This window comes from Arthrobacter sp. MP_M4 (assembly GCF_035984855.1).
Taxonomy (GTDB): Bacteria; Actinomycetota; Actinomycetes; order Actinomycetales; family Micrococcaceae; genus Arthrobacter.
This window is the reverse complement of sequence record NZ_JAXCHX010000030.1, coordinates 23,680-44,102: the sequence shown is the minus strand read 5'-3', so window position 1 is coordinate 44,102 and position 20,423 is coordinate 23,680. Positions and strand designations below refer to the sequence as shown.

The window sequence follows — 20,423 nt, the reverse complement described above, 5'->3', positions numbered from 1 at the left end:
CTGCCCGGGCCCTCATGGATCAACCAACCCAAGGAAAACACCGAACAGTCAGCCGCCTAACTCCCGTTGGTACCGTTCAGCTTGAAAAATTCCGCTTCGGCGTGGAGCCTATGACGAAGGCTTCCGGCCGCCGAGCCAGTAGAGCGTTACGTCTGTATCCATGGCAGACCAGGTTGGCACGCACTTAGCGGGCGTCGGCGAGGTTGGGCATGAGGGTGACGTCCTCGGCCCTCGCGGAACGCCGGACGAGTGAGACTGCCTTGTGTTCTGCGAGTCCACAGACACCGTCAAAAACAACCCTTTATGCATGTTCTGTGGGCGGCTATTTTCGTGTCACGCAATCTCCGTCGCGGTCACGTCTACAAGACGTAGATAAGATGACGGGTAAAGCGACATTGACGCCGACTTCCATGGACTGGGGGGAGTGGCGTCATTTAAGCGAACGTATAAATGACTTCGCGGCCGAGATCGACCGGCCGCTCTCATCAGTAGCGGCTGGTACTGGTTTGGTACCATTTTGGTATGGCCATGAATCTACGAGTTCCCGAAGACCTCGACCGCCGTCTCGATGCGCTTGCTGCCGAGGCGCACACTTCCAAGTCCGCCCTGCTTCTCCAAGGGGCCGAGCTGGTCCTCCAGCGCCACGACCGAGGCCGGGAGATCAGTGAGGGTTTGGATTTCGTGATGAGTCATGATGCGGAGCTGCTGAAGCGCCTTGAGGATGCATGAGTTCCTACCTCGAAATCGAGGACGCACTGCAGGTGATCGACCGGTACGGCTTCCACATCCGTGACATCGGGCTGCTCGCTTCCGCCCTGGCGCGCCCCGCGACGACGGTCATGGGCACAGATGCCTATCCTCAACTGGCCACGAAGGCCGCAGCACTCCTCGAGTCCGTGGCCAGGTTCCATCCGCTCATCGACGGCAACAAACGCACCGCCTGGACGCTCATGGTCCTGTTCCTCTGGATCAACGGCTATCGGCACGTCTTCAGCGTCGACGATGCCTTCGACCTGGTTGTTGGTGTGGCCGCCGGCGACATCGATTTGAAGCGCAGCGCCATCCTGATCGAGAAACACCTGATGCGGCGCTAGGTGCTGTGGGAGGGGTCCCAGACTGATGGCTCGGAATTCGGCCATGAGCAGTCGTCGGGGGAGTTCGGAGGCCAAAAGCAGGGTGTGCACAATGTGCACACCCTGGGCTTCGGATCGGGTCGTACTGGTGCCGGACTGGGCCGGATTGCGGAGGTTGGCGGGGGAGTCGCGGAACTTCAAGGGCGGGAACCCGGTTCGAGTCCCACCTTGGGCACAGTGTTTCCGCAGGTCAGGGGCTTTCTTGGTGTTTTTTCGTGTGGACAGTGTCCACACTCTTGCCTCTGATCTGATGTTCCGGGTGTGTGGGGTCCCGGAACGGCTTATTCGGTTATGTGGGGGAGCGGCTGGCTACGGCGGACCGGGTGCCCCCTCGCGGGGTCCCTTATGGGTGTTCATCCTCGTTCGTCCTTCCGTAGGGTTTTCGCGTTCACCACTTCATAGTGGCTAGGGCCGCGGACTACATAATTTGCTGACTATTCTTTAGATCGAGCCAGGGTCGCGGCCGGTCCGGAATTTCCGCTCTGATACCTGTTCATGCAGGAATGCGGGGGGAACGGCATGACATGGCAACCGATCCGGAGCAGATCATGAGCTCCCTGAGCCTGGCCAGTCGGTTGGCGGGCCGGCTCGGGTGCGAGTCGTAGGAGTTGATGGGACCTGCTGCCGTGGTGGCCTTCCCACCATTTAGCCCGCCGCCGCAGCCATCATTTTTCCCGGCATCGCGCATCCGGCTTCTGGGTATACTGCATCGCTGTCCTCGCTCTTTTGACCGTGGGAGCTGGCCACGCCACCCTGCCCTCAATCAGATCCCGACGATCTCTGCCTCCGTCGCAGTCAATGCATGCTGGGCGAGCAGCGCGTCGACGACCCACACCGTATCTTTCCGATCGCCTGTGCGATCGCGGTGATCTTTCGAGGAAACGTGGGCATATCAGATAAGGACTCCTGCCATCGCGTTGTTTGTATCGTATAGCCCCAGAAACCGCCAGCTACGCCCCCGACCGTGCCTGGCAGCAGCACGGGATCCGACTTGAACGTTCCAAGTCGACAATCTCGGCGTCGCGCACTGCGGGGCCGGTCACGAGCAACAGCCGCGACAACGTCGCCATTCGCCTCGGCTACGGTCTCACCTGGCCCTTCTAGCAGTACCCCGGCGCCGATCCCCGCGCCGCTCTACGAGATGTAGCAGAGCTTGGTAGCGCACCTGACTGGGGGTCAGGGGGTCGCTGGTAGTTCGAGGGGCGAGGATCCGCCAGCATGTCGTCAAGAATCCGGCCTGCCGCGCCCATGTCTATGTTCACAATGGAACGGACAAAAAACGCCGATAGGAAACAAAATAAAAGCGACTGAAGTGCTAGTGGCCCAAGCGGACCCCCCTACGCTCGGCCTCAGGAGAGCCTGTGAATCCGACTTCTGTCATCCTTGCAATCAAGATGCGTTCAAGCCCGCCCAGACTTTAGGTCAGTTCTCAAACCGCTTGTAGAAAAGGGTTGCGCTAATCGAAGACACGGAGCAGTCTCGAGTCAGAGGGTTTGGAGGTGGTGGAGGTGGCCGAGCACCGCGAAAAGGGCCTTGCTACTCCTTGGTTTAGACACACCAAAACCCTCGTCATTGGCGCGGGTGCCATGGCGGCGGCTCTCGTCAGCATCTTTGCGTTGTGGGACCGCGCGGGTTCCCCACCGGGGGAAGACGTGGCAACCATAACATCGGTGACCATTACCAGCCGGACATCGCTTCTCAAGTTTTCGGCTCAGGGCTTGGGCAAGGAACTCAACTTCCGGCCCTTCCCCCACGCGGCTCAAGAGTCGCGAAAGGACTCAGAGCTGCCGGTCGGAATGTTGGTAGTCGCTACTTCGACGGCTGACCCGACCCGGCAGACCCCTCCTAAGAGGTCGACCTCAACCCCACCTGTGACCCCGACAGCCAAACCGACGTGGACATCGACGGCGACACATTCAGCCTCCGAATCCTCGCTTCCGGAAACGGCAACGCCGGCACCATCATCGTCGACGACTTCAACTACGCGATGGACACACGGGCTTCCCTCGGAGGAGTACCTCGATGCCGTCCGACGGCAACAGCTGCTGAAGGACGTCCGCTCGGATGTGTTGAGCATGTTGCCCATCGTAAAACCCCCGGAGGCCGTCGACGAGAAGGGCAACGCTATTCCACCGGATCAGGTGGCAGCTGAACTAAAAAAGGCACTGGAAGCAGTTGAGACTGACGGCGGCCCCAGCCAGGGAGATCCCTTGGGATGGACGGTCGCAGTTGGACTGGAGCTCAAGGGATTGCCCAGTGTGCCGCTGTTCTTGACGTGGTCATTGGACGGACTTGAGGTCCCGGAGACGTGGCGAACCGAAAATCTAGCCTACCGAATCGTTGCCACGACGCAGGATGATACTGGGGTCGCAGAAATTTGGATACCCGACCTTAGAAAACCCGGCGTGTACAACGTCAACGTCCGGCTAAACTACGATTCAAATGGAGCGATCGCAGCCTTCAACCAACTGAGAATTCCAAACAACTGATATGTAGGCGTTCCTGGTCAAGAGGGCAAGGGTGATCGGTTCAGGATTACGCTGCCAGGAGCGCTCTTTTGTGTCCGTTTTTCTGTGTCGTCCCGTTTGGCTGGCGCGTTGTGACCGACGGAGACGCTGTCTGGGATGCTGCGGTGATTTCGGACAGCAAAATTAGCGGTTTCTTCTACGCTGCCAGGGCTGGCTGTTGATAACCATAGTGGACTTCGTTGGGCCGGCGGTAACCGAGCGCGGAGTGGCGGCGCCGGCTGTTGTAAAACCCCTCGATGTAGCGACTTACGACGCTGCGGGCTTGTGATCTGGTCGCGTAAACGGTCCGGTACACACGCTCGTTTTTCAGGGCGGAGAACGCCGACGCGGCGACGGCATTGTCCCAGCACCCCCGGTGGCTCCCAACGACTGCCGGATGCCGTTGCACCACGCGCCCATTTCCCTGGACGTTTTAGTGGGTTGAATCAGCCCACGCTGCCCCGGTCGGAGTGCCAGATCGCGTCAGGCTCGATCCGGGTTGGGGCGGCGTTCTTGAGGGCGTCGGCGACGAGTTCGGTGCGCATGTGATCGGCGATGGACCAGCCGACGACTTTCTTGGAGTAGCAATCTATGACGGTGGCGAGGTAGACGAATCCTTGCCAGGTGTGGATGTAGGTAATGTCGCCGACGAACTTCACTCCGGGGCGCTCGGCCGTGAAGTACCGCCTGACGAGGTCGGGCATGCCCGCCGCTGTTTCAGCGTCAGCCTCGGTGGTGATGCGGAATTAGCGTGGCTGGCAGGCCACCAGGGCCTTGGAGCGCATGATCTGCCGCACCAGCTCCGGTGAGCACTCGGTCTGTTCCGCGGCGAGATCGGCGTGGATGCGCCGGTACCCGTAGGTGCCCTGGGACTCCTCGAAGTAGTGCTGGATCGGCGCGGTCAGGCCGTGGCGGCGGGCCGCCGTGGCCGATTGAGGGCGGGTGGCCCAGTGATAGAAACCGGACGTCGAGACGGCCAGCCAGCGGCACATTCTCACGACCAAATTCAGGTTGGCGGGCTCAATTTTTGTGGAAGTCGATGTATTCGTACTTGATCACTACCGCTGCTCCCGCGCGAAGTAACCGGCTGCCTTTTTCCGGCATATAGTTTCCGCGCGCAGCTCCTGATTTTCCCTCTCGAGCTCCTTCAGCCGGGCCCGTTCCGGCACTGTCAGATCCGCATCCGTGCTGCTGTTGGCCTCGCGGTACTTGGCCAGCCAGTTGCGGGGCGTCTCGGGGCCGACACCGCTTGAAAGGTATCGCCGAGTCGCTCCCTGGTTGCGCGAGGACGACAATTATTACGGGAATGGCTCTCCCTGCCGGTGGAGTGCCCAGTGAAGGTCCGCCCCGCCAAGCCGAATCCGCAGTGCACCGTCCGCCCCTCAGTCGCCCTCGTACACCGAGCGGAACACCACAAAGTTGAGGCGGGCGCGGAGGGCATTGGCGCGCGGGACCGTGAACTGGCCGGCGATAAGCCGGCGATGGAACGCCCACACAGACAGAGTCGGGACCGTTCCGTCGGGGTCGCGGTTCTTCGTCATATCGCGCCGCAGCAATTCGCGCCAACTACTGGCGCGCATGTTCCACCGCATGTAGGTCATGCCCAGAAGATCGAGCGGCCGCGGCTTCGGCTTCACCTCGGCCGTCGCTGCCGCCTGGCTTTCCCGCCAGAACGCGTCGACAAGCATCAGCGAAAGCACGGCGAACCGACGGGATGCAATGACGCTGAACTCGCCCGGCGCCCCGGGAACCGCAGTGACAGTGAGCTCGCCATCGATCTCCGCAGCGATGTTCCGCGGCAGCCGTCCGGCCGTTACCTCCGCTGCGACGGCCGCGCGGAAGACCGTGTCGTGCTGGGCGCCCGAGCCGGGACCCTTGGCGATGTCGTTGTCCTTGCCCGGCACGGCGATCGTCTTGACGAAATGGTCCGTGCCCATGTTCACGAAGAAGAACGCCGAGCGCCAGAGCGAACGCGCGTCCGCGGCGTCGTTTCCCCGTACGCGGGGACCGACGGGCGGGGTGGTCAGCCCCTCCTTCGCCCAGACGCCGAGGAGGATCCAGGGCGGGGCGGACTGGCTGGGATTCTCGAACCAGGCGCGGTATGCGTCCTCGACGCGGTCGTCCCTGACCCGCCCGAACAGCGCGTTGTCGTCGAGCGTCGGATGCGGACTAGCGGGCGTTCCGATCCCGGTCTCGGCCATCATCGTCGCGCGCGTCCTCGCAGTAATGCTCGTCACCGTACCTGCATTTGCGCGCTCAGCGGCGGCGCGACCGCGGGCGAATGCGATGCCCGCCTCGAGCAGGCGAACCCGCTCGGCCTGATCCGACGTGGCGAGAACACTGCGCTTCACGACGGAGAAGCGCGTATCCAGCGCGGGCGGCTTAGGCGAGGGTGAGGCGAACTTCGCGCGGTGCAGTGCTATTCGGTTCATCGCCTCCGCGCCGGCCTGCCCGGGAATGATCGTCCAGAGCTTCCACGAGCCGCGGACGTCAACATGGATGCCATCGGAGGCGACCCCGATAGCGAGCTCCGGCCCGGCCGCGTCGATGGCTAGCTGCGCCAGCTGTTCTCCCGGCATGCCGGAGACGCGGATGTCAGCCGCCTGCCCGGACGTGTGCCGGCTCTCGGTGTCCGCGGCCGCCGAAGCGAATCCGCTCGGCCGATAGCCTGCATCCACGAGAACGGGGCGGCCGGCCTTGTCGCGGATCGCCTGGAGCACGCGAACCAACTCTGGGGAGATGCGAGCGATGGGCGACGGGATTCCTCCAGCGGCGGCCAGCTCCTTCACGGTGAAGTTCTTGGAGAGGGAGCGGCCGAGCGATGCGTGGACGATCGCGAGCAATGGCAGACCGGTGGCGTGAGGATCGGCGTGTGCGGGATCGGACGCGGCAGCGGGCGCCGCGTACGGGAGTGAATACCCGGAAGGGAAGACGACAGATGCACCGGGACTCTCCGCGGAGGCGGCTGCGAGTGCGAAGTCCTCGAACTCGGTCCCGGTAGCGGACTCAGTGGCGGACTCGGACTCCCAGGCCAGGCTCTCGGCACTTCCCTCCGTCCAGGTCGCCTCGGCGGTCGCTTCCGACTGGTCGGCGGCCGGAACGAGGTACTCCGCGTCGAGCTCCTCCGGCTCGAAGGACTCCGAGAAGACCGCCTCCCCGCCGAGGTGCTCCGGCTGCGGTGACTCGGGAGCCTCCCACGCGAACGCTTCGGAGTCGAATGCCTCGGGCTCGAAGGCTTCTGCGCCGATCGCCTCGGGCTCGAATGCCGCCAGCCCGGGCGTTTCCGACGAGCGGTCCTCGGGCTCCGACCCGAAGTGCTGCGATTCGCGTTGGGCCGGGCGGAACTCAACGCTGTCGTTCCAGGAACCGGACGCCTCAGCGTGCTCCCTCCACGAGTCCTCCTCTTCACCAGCCTCGCCTGCTTCTTGTGCCTCACTGGAAGCGACCTCTGCGGCCTCGACCTCGCCGTCCTCATCCTCGGCCGTGTGCTGATCCCAGGACTCCAGTTGTTCCTGCGATCCGAACCCCTCCCAGGACTCCGCGACAGGGGATTCGGACCCCTCCCAGGACTCCGCGACAGGGGATCCGAACCCCTCCCAGGACTCCGCGACAGGGGATTCGGCCCCCTCCGCCCACTCCGCGGCCGCCATTTCGCTCCACATGTCCTCCTGCGCTTGTTTGCCCGCGGAGGGCAGGCAAGCGAAGCGCCGTGCGTCCGGAACGTCGGAGCCGGCATCAGCGAGGAGCGTTCCGCCGTACTGACGGGGGATCTCTCCGTGACCGACCGTGGTGCGCTCGACGCGGAAGCGTGCCCGCACGGCGGGTGGAGCGGCGGCCAGGAGTGTGCACAGCGTCTTGCCCAGGGTCTCGCTCGCTGGCTGCGTGCCCGGGTGCTTGGCGGTCCCTGCCCGGTAAAACACCCGCATCGCCGCTCCGGTTCCCGTCGGTATCCGCCTCGCTGCCCACTGCGCCAGTGCCGTCGCCGGCTGGTAGAGCGCGTCGAAGACATACACCTCGTCCGGGTCGCTCTGCGCGACTATCGCGAGCATCGCCTTGCCGCCGCCGGAGTGCGCCGTCAAGACGAGGCGCCCCCGGGGCGCGCTCACACCCGTGGCGCGTGTGAAGCGGTCCATGGCGTCGTTCACCAGCCGGTCGAGGGCGCCCGCGGGGGTCAGCGCGGGGAAGTCGTAGCCCCGACCGCTTGAACCACCGTAGAAGTCACCGCGCGGCAGCACGGTGAGCGTCGGCCGAGTGCGGGAGCCCAGGTCCAGCCCGCTGATGCGCCGCATCTCGGTGTCGATCCGCATGCGTGACGCGTTGGCGCTGAAACCGTGCAGATGCACGACGACGTCGATGGCAGTGGGATTCGCCATTGTGTTCCAGCCCAGCACGAGGTCCGGCGGGGTGCCGCGGTGCTTCGCGAGCAAGGGGACGCCGCGCACGATGAGCCCGCCGGCCGTCGTCGCGCCGGGGACGATGGGCAGGGGAGCGCGTGGCGCGGGGGACGGGGGTGGAGGTGTGAAAGGCGCAGCTCCGCCCTTGTGTTGCGTGCGGTACCGGGCGAGTTCGTTGAGGGCAGCGGAGTTCTTCAGCGTGCCCTTGCCGAAGTAGGTCCAGCTGTCGCCGCGCCCGCGCACATCGACGTGCGCGTAGTCCGGGCCGACGCCGAGCGCGACCTTCGGCCCCCACACGTCGATGGCGACCTTGGCGATGTCCATGCCGGTCATCCCGGCGATCTTAATGTCGGCGGCCTTCCCAGCGCAGTGCTGGCTCAGGGTCGGCGGTTTGCCGTAACCCTTATACACCACGCCGTTGCGTTTCCACGAGCGATAGCCGGAGGTCACCTTGACCGGCTTGCCGACCCGGACGCGGATGGCCTGCAGCAGTTGGACGAGTACCGGTGAAATGCGGGCGATGTCGGCCGGCTTCCCCCCGCTCGTCACCAGTTCGCCCACCGTGAAGTTGTCCGAGACCTTCTTCACCCGGACCGATGGCCCGGTGTCGAGAAGCGGGAGGTTGGCGCCGGTCGGATCCCAGTGCTCCTCGCCCGGGCCCGTCGCGCCGGTAGCCGGCCGGAGTTCGAGCCCGGACCGGAAGGTCTCGTCCTCGGTCTGCGGTGCGATCACGCCGTACCGAAGCAACTCACCCTGGAAGGATTCGTCGAACATTTGCTCGGTGGAGACGGACTCCGAGGACGTCCCCTCGAATCCCGTCATCGTTACCGCCTCCGCGAACGGCGACTCGAACCCCGCGCCCTGCAACATGTCGGTAGCCTCCTGCGAGCTATCGAGTCAGGGACGGCTGCGAGGTACGCGGCCGTACCTCGATGGGGGTCTTGCGGGACTTCAAGTCACGCCCGGTCGCCGCAGACCACTCCGTGATGACGCGGCGGCTCGTTGAGCCGAGCAGCTTCACGTTGGTGTTGGGAATGACTCCGTCCTTATAGAGCACGTAGGCGAAGTCAGGTGAGGGGATGAGGTTGCTCTCGATCGTGCGCAACAGCAGGGATAGGTCGTCGGCCATCGAGATGAGGGACGACGTCTTGGAGTGGGCGGGCAGCCCTACCTTGGCGCCGATCAGCTTCAGCCGGTCGGATGCGTTAGTAGCGGTCGCCCGGAGGTCCTCAACGACGGCAGAATTCGTGTCGAGGGTGAAGTAGAGCCAGCTGAGGGCGGTCGCCGCCGCCAATTCCTCCCGCGCCAGCTGAGCCGACTGCCGCCGGGAGAGAAGTATGAACTTCAGTTCCTCTGTGATCGCGAAGATGCGGTCCTGGTCGGACGAGTTCACGCCCGAGAAGTTCTTCACATTCATGATCGCCTGCCACACCTCGTACAGGAGCTCTTCGAAGAGCCGCACAAAAGAAGTATTCGCCGCGATCGCCTTGTCGTACGCGAACGGCTTGTTGTCCTCGCTGCCGAACGCGAGGTCCATGCCGAACATTCGCCAGTACGCGTTGCGCCGCACTGACTCGGCATCGGGCCGGAGGCTGCTCGTTGAGAGCCACGCCGACATTGGGTAGTCCGCTCCGAACACCAGGGTTTCGGTGACGTCCAGCCAGCGCTGCGTGTCGATGGAGGGGATGCCAAGGCTTTCACCGCGCCGGAACTCCCGCACCACCCTGGCCATGATCTGCACCATTCGCGTGTTCTCCAGAATGTACGAGTACATCAGATGGTCCCAAGCGAAACCCGGCACGGGCGGATAGCTCGCGAACGCGCCCATGCCGAACAGGGCGCTCCGGGCTTTGCCGCTCTGCGGGATGGACGCGTTCCACGCCCTGGCCGCGTCCCAGACCTGTTCCATGTACAGGACGAGGTCCAGTTGGTCCGCCTGCAGCACCGCGGTCGCGGCGTCCGAGGGCTGCGGTGTTGCGGGGAAGCCGGGCAGAGGGTTGCCGTTGAGCGCGACAGGGTCAAGAAGCCGTCTGGCGAGTTGAGGGATCATGATCGTTCCGTTTCTGTTCTGTGCGATGCGTCGATGGGTCAGGGTGCCGTGACGAAGCTGGTCGGCGCCGGCGGCGTCCCGGGAGGCGGGCCGGGCTCGACGATGGTCGCCCGGCGGACGACGTAGGAGTTGGAGTCGAAGCGTGCGGTGGTCCCCTGGACCTCCCGGAAGCGTCCGACGTCGACCGTCCCCACTTCCGCCCCGGCCGACGTCAAGGTGTTGAGTACGGCGAGCGGTGCCAGTTTCGCGCCCAGCGTGCTGTCCAGGTTCTGCAGACTGGTGCTCAGCCCGTCGAGTGCGCTGCTCAGGAGCACTTCCCGCATGAGCGACTCGTACTTCTGCCGGTCCGCCTCGTAGAGGGCCTCCACGCGCTCCATCCGGGAGCGATACTCATCCTCGCGGACGCGCGACTGAAGCAGCTCCCCTTCGAGGGCGCTGATCGCAAGGGAGGCCTGCTCGAGCCGCTGGCTCAGCTCGTCCTCGAGCATGCTGAGTCTCCGCTCCGCGTCCTCGCGCTGTTTCCTCTCCCGCTCGACTTCTCGCCGCTGCTCAGCAGCGGAGGGGCGGCCGGCCGTTGCTCTCTTGGCGCCGCCCGTGCCCTCGTCCGTGCCGTCGCTCGTCGTGTTGCTCATCATTTTCTCCGATCTCGGATGGGTTCAGGTTGCGCCGTCATGCGGCCGTGGGCGGCGCTGTCATCCAGGTGCGGGCCCGCTCGATCCACGCGGTCGCGTCTGCGGGGCGTTCGCCTTCTCGCAGGCCCGCGAGGGCGACTATGCGGATGCCCTCGGTGCGGCGCCAGTGCGGTGAGACCCACAGGTTAGGTCCAGCCGTCCGCTCTAGTTGGCCGAGCGCACCGGGGGCAACCCGTGCCGGGTCGATCACGCTGGTCATGGGGCGGCCGGCCAGTGCAGGAACGGGGGAGGTGAGACAGGCGTCCGCGACTCCGGAGAGGGCGCGGCCGGATCGCTCGACGAGGCGGCGGACGGTGGCGTCAGCCCTGTCCAGCGGGAACGACGTGCGCATGGCCGACTCCAGGTCGTCCCAAGGTCCGGCGCCGAAGGCCTGCCGGCAGAAGGCGCAGCCGAGCAGAGTCCGCAGGTATCCGATCGGATGGGGATCGCCGACGGGCCAGCGCAGGATCGTGCGCGCGTCGCCGACCACGTCGTAGAGCGCGGTGATCGAGGCGTACCCCGTGTGCAGGAAGGCGAACACGTCCGCGGCGATTTCGGAGCTCCACGGTCGCCACATGTCCTGGAGTTCGCGGTCGGACGACAGTGCCGAACCAAGTGAGCGCTCGAGCGAGGGGACCCAGCCGGTGATGTGGGCAACTTGGTGGCCGGACTCGTGAAAAAGGGAGGTGGGCCGGTAGAGGTTGTGCCGCACAATCTTTATGGCGGCCACCGGATTGATGCTGCCGGGCGCCCACAGCCGGATGCCGGACCGGATGATCGAGGCGCCCATGCCCTTGTCGAGGTAGGTCAGCACCGGGATCGGCGGCAGCCCCGCGCGGGACAGTACGGGATCCATGCTCTGCACCGCGAGGGTATCGAGGGCCTGCAGCGCTGCGCGCAGTTGCGGGCTGGTGCGCGAATTCACGGCGTCACCGAAGAAATCGAGCGTCACCTCCACCTGGCTGAACCGGCGACGAAACTGCTGGATGGCGCGCCCGGCCGCCGGCAGTTCCGAGGGATCGCGCTGCGCAGACTGGGCGAGCGCCAGGGCGGCCCTGCCCATGGCAAGAAGCTCCCGCACGATGACCGACAGGTGGCGGCGCAGCGGGAGCCCGACCTGGCTCTCAACGGCTCGCCAGGCCTGCTCCGATGCGAACTCCTCGGCGTCGAGGAAGGTCGAGGCAGCGGCCAGCCAGTGCGCGATCTGTCGTTGCAGGTCGTCGGCGACCGCGTGCAGACCGCCCGGGGGAGCTGTCGTGGGAATGCTGGTCATTGTCATGGACGATGCTGCCCGGCCCGCACGAGAACGGATCCGTTGGGGGTGCCGCGGAAAGCGTCGCCGGACACGATCGACCTTATGGTTGCCCGGCCGAGGGTTCCGTTGAGCGCCTGCCGTAACACCGGCATGCCCGGCACGTTGATGAGACTGACGGTGATGGTGACGCCGCTGCGTGGGTCTGCGGCCGCCCGGGCAAACTCCGCACCCTTAGAGCGGACCCACTCCGCCAGGACCCGCATGAGCCAGGCCTTGATCGCCCTGCGAAGCGCAGAGATGAGCACGGGCATTAGACGCTTCAGGATGGGTCCGAGGAACTCCTCGCCCTCTTCATACTCCTTCACGATGCGTACGCGTCCGTTCGGGGTGGCGAACGATTGCGCGAGTCCGTCGATCACGGAGGTTACCGCGGGAATCACGACGGCGCTGCCCCTGCCGGCGCGGACACCGTCCGCGATCTTCTGAGCATCCGGCTCGGAGAAGTAGAGAGCGGCGGTGACGCGGGCGGCGATCGTGTCGAGCACGAGCCAGCCCTGCGTGGGCTGACTGGCGGCGGCACGGCGCCCCACTCCACCGGGTGGTACAACGACGGCTCCGGCGGAGACGGGCTCCAAGTAATAGAAGCGTTGACCGGCTGCAACGCGTTGGCGGCTGCGCAGGAAGACGGGGGAAACGGCGACACCTAGCCCCGGCTCGCGGAGGAGCAGCGCCGCCGCGCTCGGCGTGAGCGGGTGTAGCTGCCGGCTCGAGAAGGATCCGCCCCGACGCTTGCGCTCGTGTGCCGCGATGCGGCGGAGCGATGTGCCAACGGTGGCCTGAAAGATGTGCACGCGCGCCTTGAACGGCACGGCCAGTCCCATTGCCTTGAGGCTCGCCGCGAGCGTGACGCCGCCGAAGGTGGCCACGCGGCTGGCGATAACCCCGGTCACTTCGACCTCGGGTGTTCGACTGTAGCGCCGGTAGGGGCGGGGGCTGCGGGGGCGGCGCGCCACGAAGCGGCCGCCGAGCGCAGGAGCCCTCCGCAAGCCCGGGCGCACCAGCGGCGCGGGGAAGTTCGCCGCCACCGCCCGCTCGAAGGCCTGGGCCGTGGCGAACTGCATGAGGTCCTCGTCCTCGAGCTGGTACTCCTCGGTCTCCGCGAGGCCGCGGATGGTGTCCTCGATGGTGCTGGCGAGCATCACCGGAACAGCCTCGTCCTCGTTCTCCGGTTCCATCTGCTCGAGCGACACGAGCCGGAGCCCGGTGTCGACGATCGCGTTGGATAGCGGACGCGCCAACTGCGGCCCAACCCACTTGCCGATGAGCTGCGCCAAGTACTTGGCGAGGAATCCGACAACCCGCGGACGGCCGACGATGTGGATGCCCGTCCGCAGCGCTGCGAGCAGCACAGGCACGAACTGCTCAACGGCGGGCGTGAGATCTTCCCCGTCATGGGCGTTCTGCAGCGCGTCAATTAGTTTGCCGCGGGCCTCTGCGAGGGCCTCCAGCTCAAGGCTGCCCTGGGCGCCTTCGGACTGCTGCTCAAGGTCGAACGACTCCGACTCCGCCGCCACGCCCTCGTCGGTGATCAGCGCTTCTGCGAGCGCCGCGTCGAAGGACTCCACGAGCGCCTCGGTGTCGGTCGCGATCGCGGGTGACGAAACAAAGTCCTCGTTTTCCCTGTCGCCCTCGTGCTCGTATTCGTCCAGGCCCTCGTACTCGTTCTCGCCCAGCAGCTTCCGCGACAGGAGGCGAGCCGGCGCCTGCAGGGGTGCGGGCAGCCTTCCGATGGCGAAGGACAGCACACGCTTGAGCAAAGGACTGATAAGTTTCTTCAGTCCTTTGAGTGCGCTAAGGAGGAGTCCGCCCGCAGCCTGGCCGACCTTCTTCGCGGTGTTCACCACGAACTTTACGGCCCTCTTGGCCTTGCGGATGATGCCGCCAATGAATTCTTCACCGGCGGGGGAGACCTCCGGGCTGGGATCGAGTCTGTCAAGCACCTCGTCTAGCTGGAGCGCGTCGAGCGACTCCAGATCCTGTCCGGCAAGAGACTCTGCAAGCCGGTCGAGATACTGCTCGGATGCTAGCAGCACCGGGGCGAGGTAGTTCTCGGCGAGACGTTCCTTCTCGAATTGTGCGCCCGGCGTCGGGGCCTCATCCGAGAAGCGCTGCGCGATTGCGTCCTCGGTCTCCGCCAGTAGCTCACCCACCGCTTCGTCGAATGCCTCGTCACGCACGGCCTCGAACGCCTCGTCAAGCAGCGACTCCGCTTCGCCGGCCGGCCCACTCGCGCCGGCCTCGCTGAAGGGGCTGAAGTCCTCCGCCCAGGGCAGGAAGCCCAGGGCCTCGGCTCGTGGCTCGATGGGGCCCTCGCCCTGTTGTTCGCCGATGGCCGTTTCCGTGAAGGGCGCCTCCCAGAAGGGCTGCGCGTCAGGACTGTAGTCGTTCACCTGTCCCTGGGTGATGGTCATCCCTAAACTCCGTCCTTCTCGTTTGGTCCGTTGATTCAGTGCATCAGGAGGGGCGTCCCTTGCCGTGTCGGGGACCGTGTTCGGCAGGTGACAGGTTCGTACTGGTTTCGTGCGCGGTAACAACACCGGTAGGTTTGCGGCGCATTCGTGCCGGCGCCCGTGTTTGTTGTTCTGCCGTCGTGCCCCCGGTGGCGGCGCAGCGCGTTAGCGTCCGCGGAACGTCCGTTCACCGTCCGTCAGAAAGGCTGGGCGAGAGCCGCCTAACCCTGGCGCCGAAGTGCCAAAGGATCAGCGGAGGCGGCGCTGCGGGGACAATGGCGGCAGCATGACTTCGTCAGGAATCCCGCCGACGGCCGCCTCGACAGCGGCAGTCAGGCTAGGCTCGGGGTGGACTCCGAGCTCGTCATGCAGGGTTCGGGAGAAGTCCCGGAAACGACATGCCGCGGCGTAGCGGTTACCCTCGCTTAAGTGAGCGTAGATGAGGGCCGCCGCCGCGGATTCGCGAAGCGGTTCCGCGGCGAGCGCAGCCGTCCCGGCCTGTGTCGCGAGCGCGAAGAGCCCGCGAGCGGCCATTGTGCGGCATGCGGCCTCTAAAGCCTGCACGCGAAGTAGGCGGAACGCGTCCTGATGGGGGAACACCCATTCCTCGTTCCAACCCGGGAGCAGATCGTGCGACAGCCTCGTGATGTCGTCGAGACTCAACACCCCTCCGCCGATGGCGCGCGTCGCGCTCGCCCGGGCGGCGGGGAAATCGACTTCCGCGAGCAGCTCGAGGGTGTCGCCGTCTGCCGCGATCCATTCTGAGGGGGACTGCCAGGCCGCTCGGCGCAGATTCGCCCGGCTGTGGCTCTCCGGCATGTCTGGCCAAAGATTGCCGGCGGCCCGTGCCCGGGAAACTGGCTCGCCTTGGAGGGCGAGGAAAGCGAACAGACGCCGCGACGGGAGGGACAAGCGCACGGCAGGAAAGACCCCTAGGCCTCCTACGATTGACAACCATCGATTCGAATGCGCCATCATCCCGCGATTCGTCAGTACCTCGCTCACCACGTTGTGCCCGCGCTCGACGTGCCGTCGCGGATACTGACGGCCTCGCCTCGCCGCCCCGCAGTTTTGACCTAAGCATCCTCACCTCGGCCGAAAGTGTCAAGGAATCCACAAGACTCATGAATAGTGCTCGCGATACGGGTCCGGCTCCGGGTGCTGCTGGGACCATGGTGGATGGGTCAGGGGTTGTCGTTGTCGGTGCGCAGGGAGATCACCAATCAATCCGCGACCAAGAAGGACACGGGCCGGACCCTGGGGATCTGGTCGCTGTCAGGGGTGGTCCCGTGCCGATGCTGGACTGCAGACGGGGCGGAGACGGAGCCAGTGACCTGCACCTGGGTGCACGGGCTCAGCCAGGCCCGGCTCGACCCTCGTAACGGCTACGTCCGGCCAGCCGAAGACGGGCGGCGGAGCAAGCGGCCGACGAGGCTACCGGGGATCAAGTAGAAGACCGCCAGCAGGCCGTCGAGGGCCAGACTGGCCTGGGGGCTGACCAGGGCCAGGAGCGCGGCAGTGGCGAAGGCGGGGACTCCCAGAGCGTTGCGGCGGGTGCGCCCGGTGACGCGGTAGTCGGGGGTGTCGGGTTTAATGAGGCGGCGGTGGTGCGCCGCCCACAACCACATGGCGTTGATAGCCAGCGCGAAGGCCAGGAAGCCAAGTGCGTATAGCACGGCGGCGGTGCGCTGGTCGTCATAGGTACCGCGGGCGAGCTGGTCGCCGAGGACTTTGGTGGGGAACGGGATGACGGTTACGGTGGCCAGCAGGGCAAGGTTTGTCACCACCAGACCGTGGTCGGCCGCGCGGATTTCGCGCAGCATCTGGTGGTGGTTCAGCCACATGATCCCGATCATGGCGAAGCTGATGGCGAAGCCAAGATAGCTGGGCCATTCTGCGGCCAGTCGGTGGGCGAGGGTACCCGGGGTCTCGGGCACGTTGATATCGATGACGAGCAGGGTGATGGCGATGGCGAACACCCCGTCGCTGAACGCCTCGAGCCGTCCGGTGTCGACCTCCTCGCCCTTGGTTGCGGCGCCGGTGTCGTCTGCTTTCTCGGTCATCGGTCTCCTCTGCATCTGGCTGGTCGATGGTCCCGGCCCGGCGTTGCCGACGCCGGTGGCTGCGGTGTTGCACCGCAAGGCTGAAAGATGGGCGAACCGTCGGTCCTGCTCGCGGGACAGCGGCAGGCAGGGCCGACGCGAGCGGCTCAGCTTTCGGCGTCGAGGTGGCTGATGACTTCTTCGAAGGTGATCTGCACCAGCTTTTCGCCCGCTTCGGTGGACCAGTCAACGCCTAGCTCGGCGATCAGCTGATTGGTGGAGGTGGTGACCACGCCGTAATTCGTCCAGCGCTGGCGGGCAGCGTCCTCGGCGATCGCGTTGGGAGAGCCGCCAGCGTCCTGGACGACTTGCACCCGGAAGCCTTCCCCGACCATCGAGATGGACGGGTAGACGATGCACACGTCGTTGGTGAGGCCCGCCATGATGGTGTTGGTGCGGCCGCCGGCGGTCTGAACCACCGCGTCCTTGTACCGGGCGTCGTGCCAGGCGTTGGCCATGCCGGAGCGCTTGATCCCAGCCTCGTACGCCTCCGGGAGGATCTCACGCAGGTCGGGTATCAGCGGGCCCTGGGCGTGGTCCTCCTGGCTGGTGGTCAGCACCAACGGCATGTCCAGGGCCTGCGCAACACGGGCCAACGCGCGCGTGTTTTGCACGATCGTCGAGCGGGAGATGTTGCGGCAGAAGTCCAAAGTGTCCTGCTGGTGGTCGATCAGCAGCATCACGCTGTCCTGCGGACTGAACGGAATGAGCTTCTCAGTCACGGCGGTCTCCTTCGCTGGTGGCGGGCTCACGGGTGGATCGGTCTGCTTGGGGTCAGAACCGCGGGGGTCAGTCGATGGTGATGACGAGCTTCCCGCGAACGTGGCCGCTGGTGGAGGCGGTGTAGGCCCTGTCCATAGCGGTGAGCGGGAAGGTCGTTGTCTCGGCGGCCTTCAGGGCGCCGGAAGTGACCAGGCCCGCGAGCTGCGCCATGTCTTGGTCGGTGGCCTGGTAGTTGAAGTTGACGGCGCGGACTCCACGGCCGGCGAGGGCCTCGGGGTCGGCGGCAAAGACGGTGCTGGCCAGGCGGCCGCCGTCGCGAACCAGGGGCGCAATCTGGTGCGCCAGAACCTCGCGGGGGTTAACGAGGTCGAGGACGGCGTCAACACCGGCGGGGTGCGCTGCGCGGATGGCGCCGGCGACGTCGCTCGTGCGGTAATCGACTACCTCCGCCGCACCGAGGCCGCGGGCGTAGCTGTGGTCCGCGGCCGCGGCGACCCCGACTACACGGACGCCGCGGGCTGCGGCTAGCTGCAGGACATAGGAGCCGACGCCGCCTGTTGCACCGACCACCAGAAGCGTCTCGCCCTCGGTGACGTCCAGCCAGCGGGTGATGGCCAGCGCCGTTCCCCCGGTCATTGGCAGGGCAGCGGCCGATACCGCAGGCAGGGTCGGTGGCCGCACCGCCAGGGCGACCGTTTCGGGTGAGGCGGTCATGTACTCGGCGTAGGAGCCGTGGGGGTGCCGGGCGAGGGTCCCCGGCCGCCGCACCCCGAAAACCTCCTGCCCCACCTCGAAGGCCGCGCCGTCACCGGTCGCGCTGACCTGCCCTGCGACGTCGAATCCCAGCGTGAATGGGAACGGGAAGACAGTGCCGGGGCGCGCCAGTGCCCCTGCAGCCACCTTCCAGTCGATGGGGTTCACAGCGGCCGCGCCAACCCGGATCTGCACCTCACCAATGCCCGGCTCGGGCTTCGGCAGGTCCCTCAGCGTGGGCGTCTGCCCGAAGAAGTCGATCGCGAAGGCTCTCATGGCTTCCCTGCTTCCTGCCGTCCTCGACGGCTCGCTCCCCGGCAGTCAGGCCGCATCGGCCCGGCAGGGAAGTAGATAGTCGATTTCTCTGAACGACAGAGGACTATGGGAGGCTGTCAAGTGCTCCGACCAGCGACCGTGACGGTCTACGTGGCGGGCGGGCCCTGGTTCATCTTCAGCACCCCCCTCCATGGGGGAGGCTGCCCCCGTCGGAACGCTTGTGGTCACGCGATAGGGCTGATGCCAACGTTGAAGTGTGCGAGGGCTGACGCCCACCTCGCCGGCGAGGGTGGCAAGCGGAATCCGGTCCTCAACGTTAAGTCGAAGAACCTGCCAACGCTCATAACCGTCCAGAAGTGCCTACACCTTGTGGCCCTGGCGTGCAGCGAGGGCTCGCTGTACGGTAGAGCGTTGCCCGGCTCCAGCCCACAAGACGGGCAGCGTCTTCAGCGGTGCGGCCCTTTGCGGGCATTCTGGGCGAGACGAGTTCCTGAGACACGGGAGGGCCGAAACGGTGCAGGCGCCGGCTGAGATTTTCGGGCGGGCGAATTGCTCGAATAGCTTTGGTTTTTCAAGACACTGGGTTGTGAACTAAGAGATGCGTCGGCGTCCGTTTGTCGCACGCGGGATTCTGGTGATCGAAGCAACACCTTTTTCAAAGGTGGTTCGACATGTATCTCAGTTCCTCGACAGCCGCAATGACAAGGGTTTTCTGAAGCAGCGGTCGGGCTGCCGGCCCGGCCGGACGGGGACCGGCTATCGGGCCGCGATGGGGTGAGGGATCAGACGCGGCAGCTCCCGTGCATATGAGGGAGCACGAAGCATGAACCGGGACAAAATGCGACAGCACAAATTGCCTTGATCGCTTTCCCGGGCCAGGCGCTGGCCCGACTGACGGTGTTAAACCCAATATCGACCACCCACTCGGATGGTCACGCTTGTTCCGTCGCTATGCTCACGGTGAGATGCAAATGAGGGCCACAGTGGCATTGTGTCGAGAACGCTCCCAGCTGTCCTGGTCCTCGGTCCGGCTCCGCGGCGAGGTGCTGGAAGACGGGTCTGTTTCTAAACAGGCAGGACTTCCGGGTTGGCCAGTGCGTTATGTTCCTGGCGTTGCAGCCTGGGGTCCGTTGCCCGTCTGGGGCTGAGGTGGATTCCGGCGATCATGCATCGAACGGAGCCTCCGGCGAGTTCAATCGTGGGTACGTCGATGGGGAGCAGGGTGCAGTTGCGCTGCATGGGTTCCTTTTGGGCATCGGTGAGGCTCCGGAACGCCCTGTGCGACAGGACCAGAACGCGCCCGTGAGTGCCTTGCAGCTCGATGGCGTTTCCTGCAAATTCCCGGATCTGGTGGTGGGAAAGATCGACAACGGCCCGCCCTCCGGATCTCAGGCGTTCCGCAACCTCGGTCCGGCGGGACTCTGACCTGATTAAATCCAGTCCCACCATCGCGAACTCCGTTGCGACGCACATCATGACATTCGTGTGGTAAACAGCAGTGCCGTTGGAGTCTGTCGCGTCGAAAACCATTGGCTCGTAGCCGAAGTTCGTGCAAAACCGTTCCAGGGCCACCGGGTCCGCCCGGTGGGACCTGGCAACATAGGCGACACGCTCCTGGTGGTCCAGGACCATTGCCCCGGTGCCCTCCAGGAACACGTCGTCCAGCTCCAGCCCGGAGTAATCAATGACGTCCTGGACCCGATAGCGGGCTTTCAGGAGTTCAAGGACGTCAGCCCGGCGTTCGTGCCGGCGGTTCGGGGTGTACATCGGGAAAACCGCGACGTGGCCGCCGGCATGGGTGGAGAGCCAATTGTTGGGAAAGACGCTGTCCGGGCGTATGTGGTCATGATCTTCGAACAGGTGCACGATGATGCCAGCGGCCTCCAGTGCCTTGGCGAGACGGGTTACCTCTTCGTGTGCGGCAGCGGCAAGCACCTCCGGGTCCGGGTAGTCTCCGGAGACCTGGAAGGCGTTATCAGCCGCCGTTGCCGGGTTGGGAGTGAACCGGTGGGGACGGATGAGGATAACCGAGCGGGGGCCTGGACCGAC

At 65.4% G+C, this 20,423-nt stretch carries 14 protein-coding genes and 1 pseudogene; 3 read left to right on the top strand and 12 right to left on the bottom strand.

The window, feature by feature from the left end:
* The first annotated feature begins 522 nt into the window (after positions 1-522).
* The 3 genes from RCH15_RS17065 (at position 523) to RCH15_RS17055 (ending at position 3,622) form a co-directional block, all read left to right on the top strand.
* A complete protein-coding gene (locus RCH15_RS17065; RefSeq protein ID WP_326961844.1) occupies positions 523-729 on the top strand; it encodes a ribbon-helix-helix protein, CopG family in 207 nt (68 codons plus the stop codon).
* Positions 726-1,094: a type II toxin-antitoxin system death-on-curing family toxin gene (locus RCH15_RS17060; RefSeq protein ID WP_326961843.1), complete on the top strand. Its 369-nt coding sequence runs from the start codon at positions 726-728 to the stop codon at positions 1,092-1,094. Before RCH15_RS17065 ends, RCH15_RS17060 begins: the two co-directional genes overlap by 4 nt.
* Positions 1,095-2,641: 1,547 nt before the next feature.
* Positions 2,642-3,622, top strand: a complete 981-nt coding sequence (locus RCH15_RS17055) for a hypothetical protein (RefSeq protein WP_326961842.1) — start codon at positions 2,642-2,644, stop codon at positions 3,620-3,622.
* Positions 3,623-3,797: 175 nt separating this feature from the next.
* Here the strand turns inward: RCH15_RS17055 and RCH15_RS17050 are convergent.
* The 12 genes and pseudogenes from RCH15_RS17050 to ctlX all read right to left on the bottom strand — a co-directional run.
* A pseudogene (locus RCH15_RS17050) lies at positions 3,798-4,887 on the bottom strand (IS3 family transposase); the annotation flags it as partial.
* A 135-nt stretch (positions 4,888-5,022) separates the two neighbouring features.
* Positions 5,023-8,904, bottom strand: coding sequence for a YcbK family protein (locus RCH15_RS17045; protein ID WP_326961841.1), 3,882 nt, complete (start codon positions 8,902-8,904; stop codon positions 5,023-5,025).
* A gap of 19 nt (positions 8,905-8,923) precedes the next feature.
* Positions 8,924-10,084, bottom strand: coding sequence for a hypothetical protein (locus tag RCH15_RS17040; RefSeq protein ID WP_326961840.1), 1,161 nt, complete (start codon positions 10,082-10,084; stop codon positions 8,924-8,926).
* Between the two features lie 38 nt (positions 10,085-10,122).
* A complete protein-coding gene (locus RCH15_RS17035; protein ID WP_326961839.1) occupies positions 10,123-10,716 on the bottom strand; it encodes a hypothetical protein in 594 nt (197 codons plus the stop codon).
* A 37-nt stretch (positions 10,717-10,753) separates the two neighbouring features.
* Positions 10,754-12,028 (bottom strand): hypothetical protein, encoded by a 1,275-nt coding sequence (locus RCH15_RS17030; protein WP_326961838.1) that lies wholly within the window; start codon positions 12,026-12,028, stop codon positions 10,754-10,756.
* 2 nt (positions 12,029-12,030) lie between these two features.
* Positions 12,031-14,481, bottom strand: a complete 2,451-nt coding sequence (locus RCH15_RS17025; RefSeq protein ID WP_326961837.1) for a hypothetical protein — start codon at positions 14,479-14,481, stop codon at positions 12,031-12,033.
* A gap of 288 nt (positions 14,482-14,769) precedes the next feature.
* The gene (locus RCH15_RS17020) at positions 14,770-15,474 is read right to left on the bottom strand and encodes an AfsR/SARP family transcriptional regulator (protein ID WP_326961836.1); all 705 of its coding nucleotides are present in this window, start codon (positions 15,472-15,474) and stop codon (positions 14,770-14,772) included.
* 431 nt (positions 15,475-15,905) lie between these two features.
* Positions 15,906-16,583: a TMEM175 family protein gene (locus RCH15_RS17015; RefSeq protein WP_326961835.1), complete on the bottom strand. Its 678-nt coding sequence runs from the start codon at positions 16,581-16,583 to the stop codon at positions 15,906-15,908.
* A 146-nt stretch (positions 16,584-16,729) separates the two neighbouring features.
* A complete protein-coding gene (locus tag RCH15_RS17010) occupies positions 16,730-17,344 on the bottom strand; it encodes an isochorismatase family protein (RefSeq protein WP_326961834.1) in 615 nt (204 codons plus the stop codon).
* Between the two features lie 67 nt (positions 17,345-17,411).
* On the bottom strand, positions 17,412-18,374 hold the full coding sequence (locus tag RCH15_RS17005; protein WP_326961833.1) for an NADP-dependent oxidoreductase: 963 nt from the start codon (positions 18,372-18,374) through the stop codon (positions 17,412-17,414).
* Positions 18,375-18,419: 45 nt separating this feature from the next.
* A complete protein-coding gene (locus RCH15_RS17000; protein WP_326961849.1) occupies positions 18,420-18,728 on the bottom strand; it encodes a helix-turn-helix domain-containing protein in 309 nt (102 codons plus the stop codon).
* Between the two features lie 711 nt (positions 18,729-19,439).
* Positions 19,440-20,393 (bottom strand): citrulline utilization hydrolase CtlX, encoded by a 954-nt coding sequence (gene ctlX, locus RCH15_RS16995; protein WP_326961848.1) that lies wholly within the window; start codon positions 20,391-20,393, stop codon positions 19,440-19,442.
* Positions 20,394-20,423: the final 30 nt, after the last annotated feature.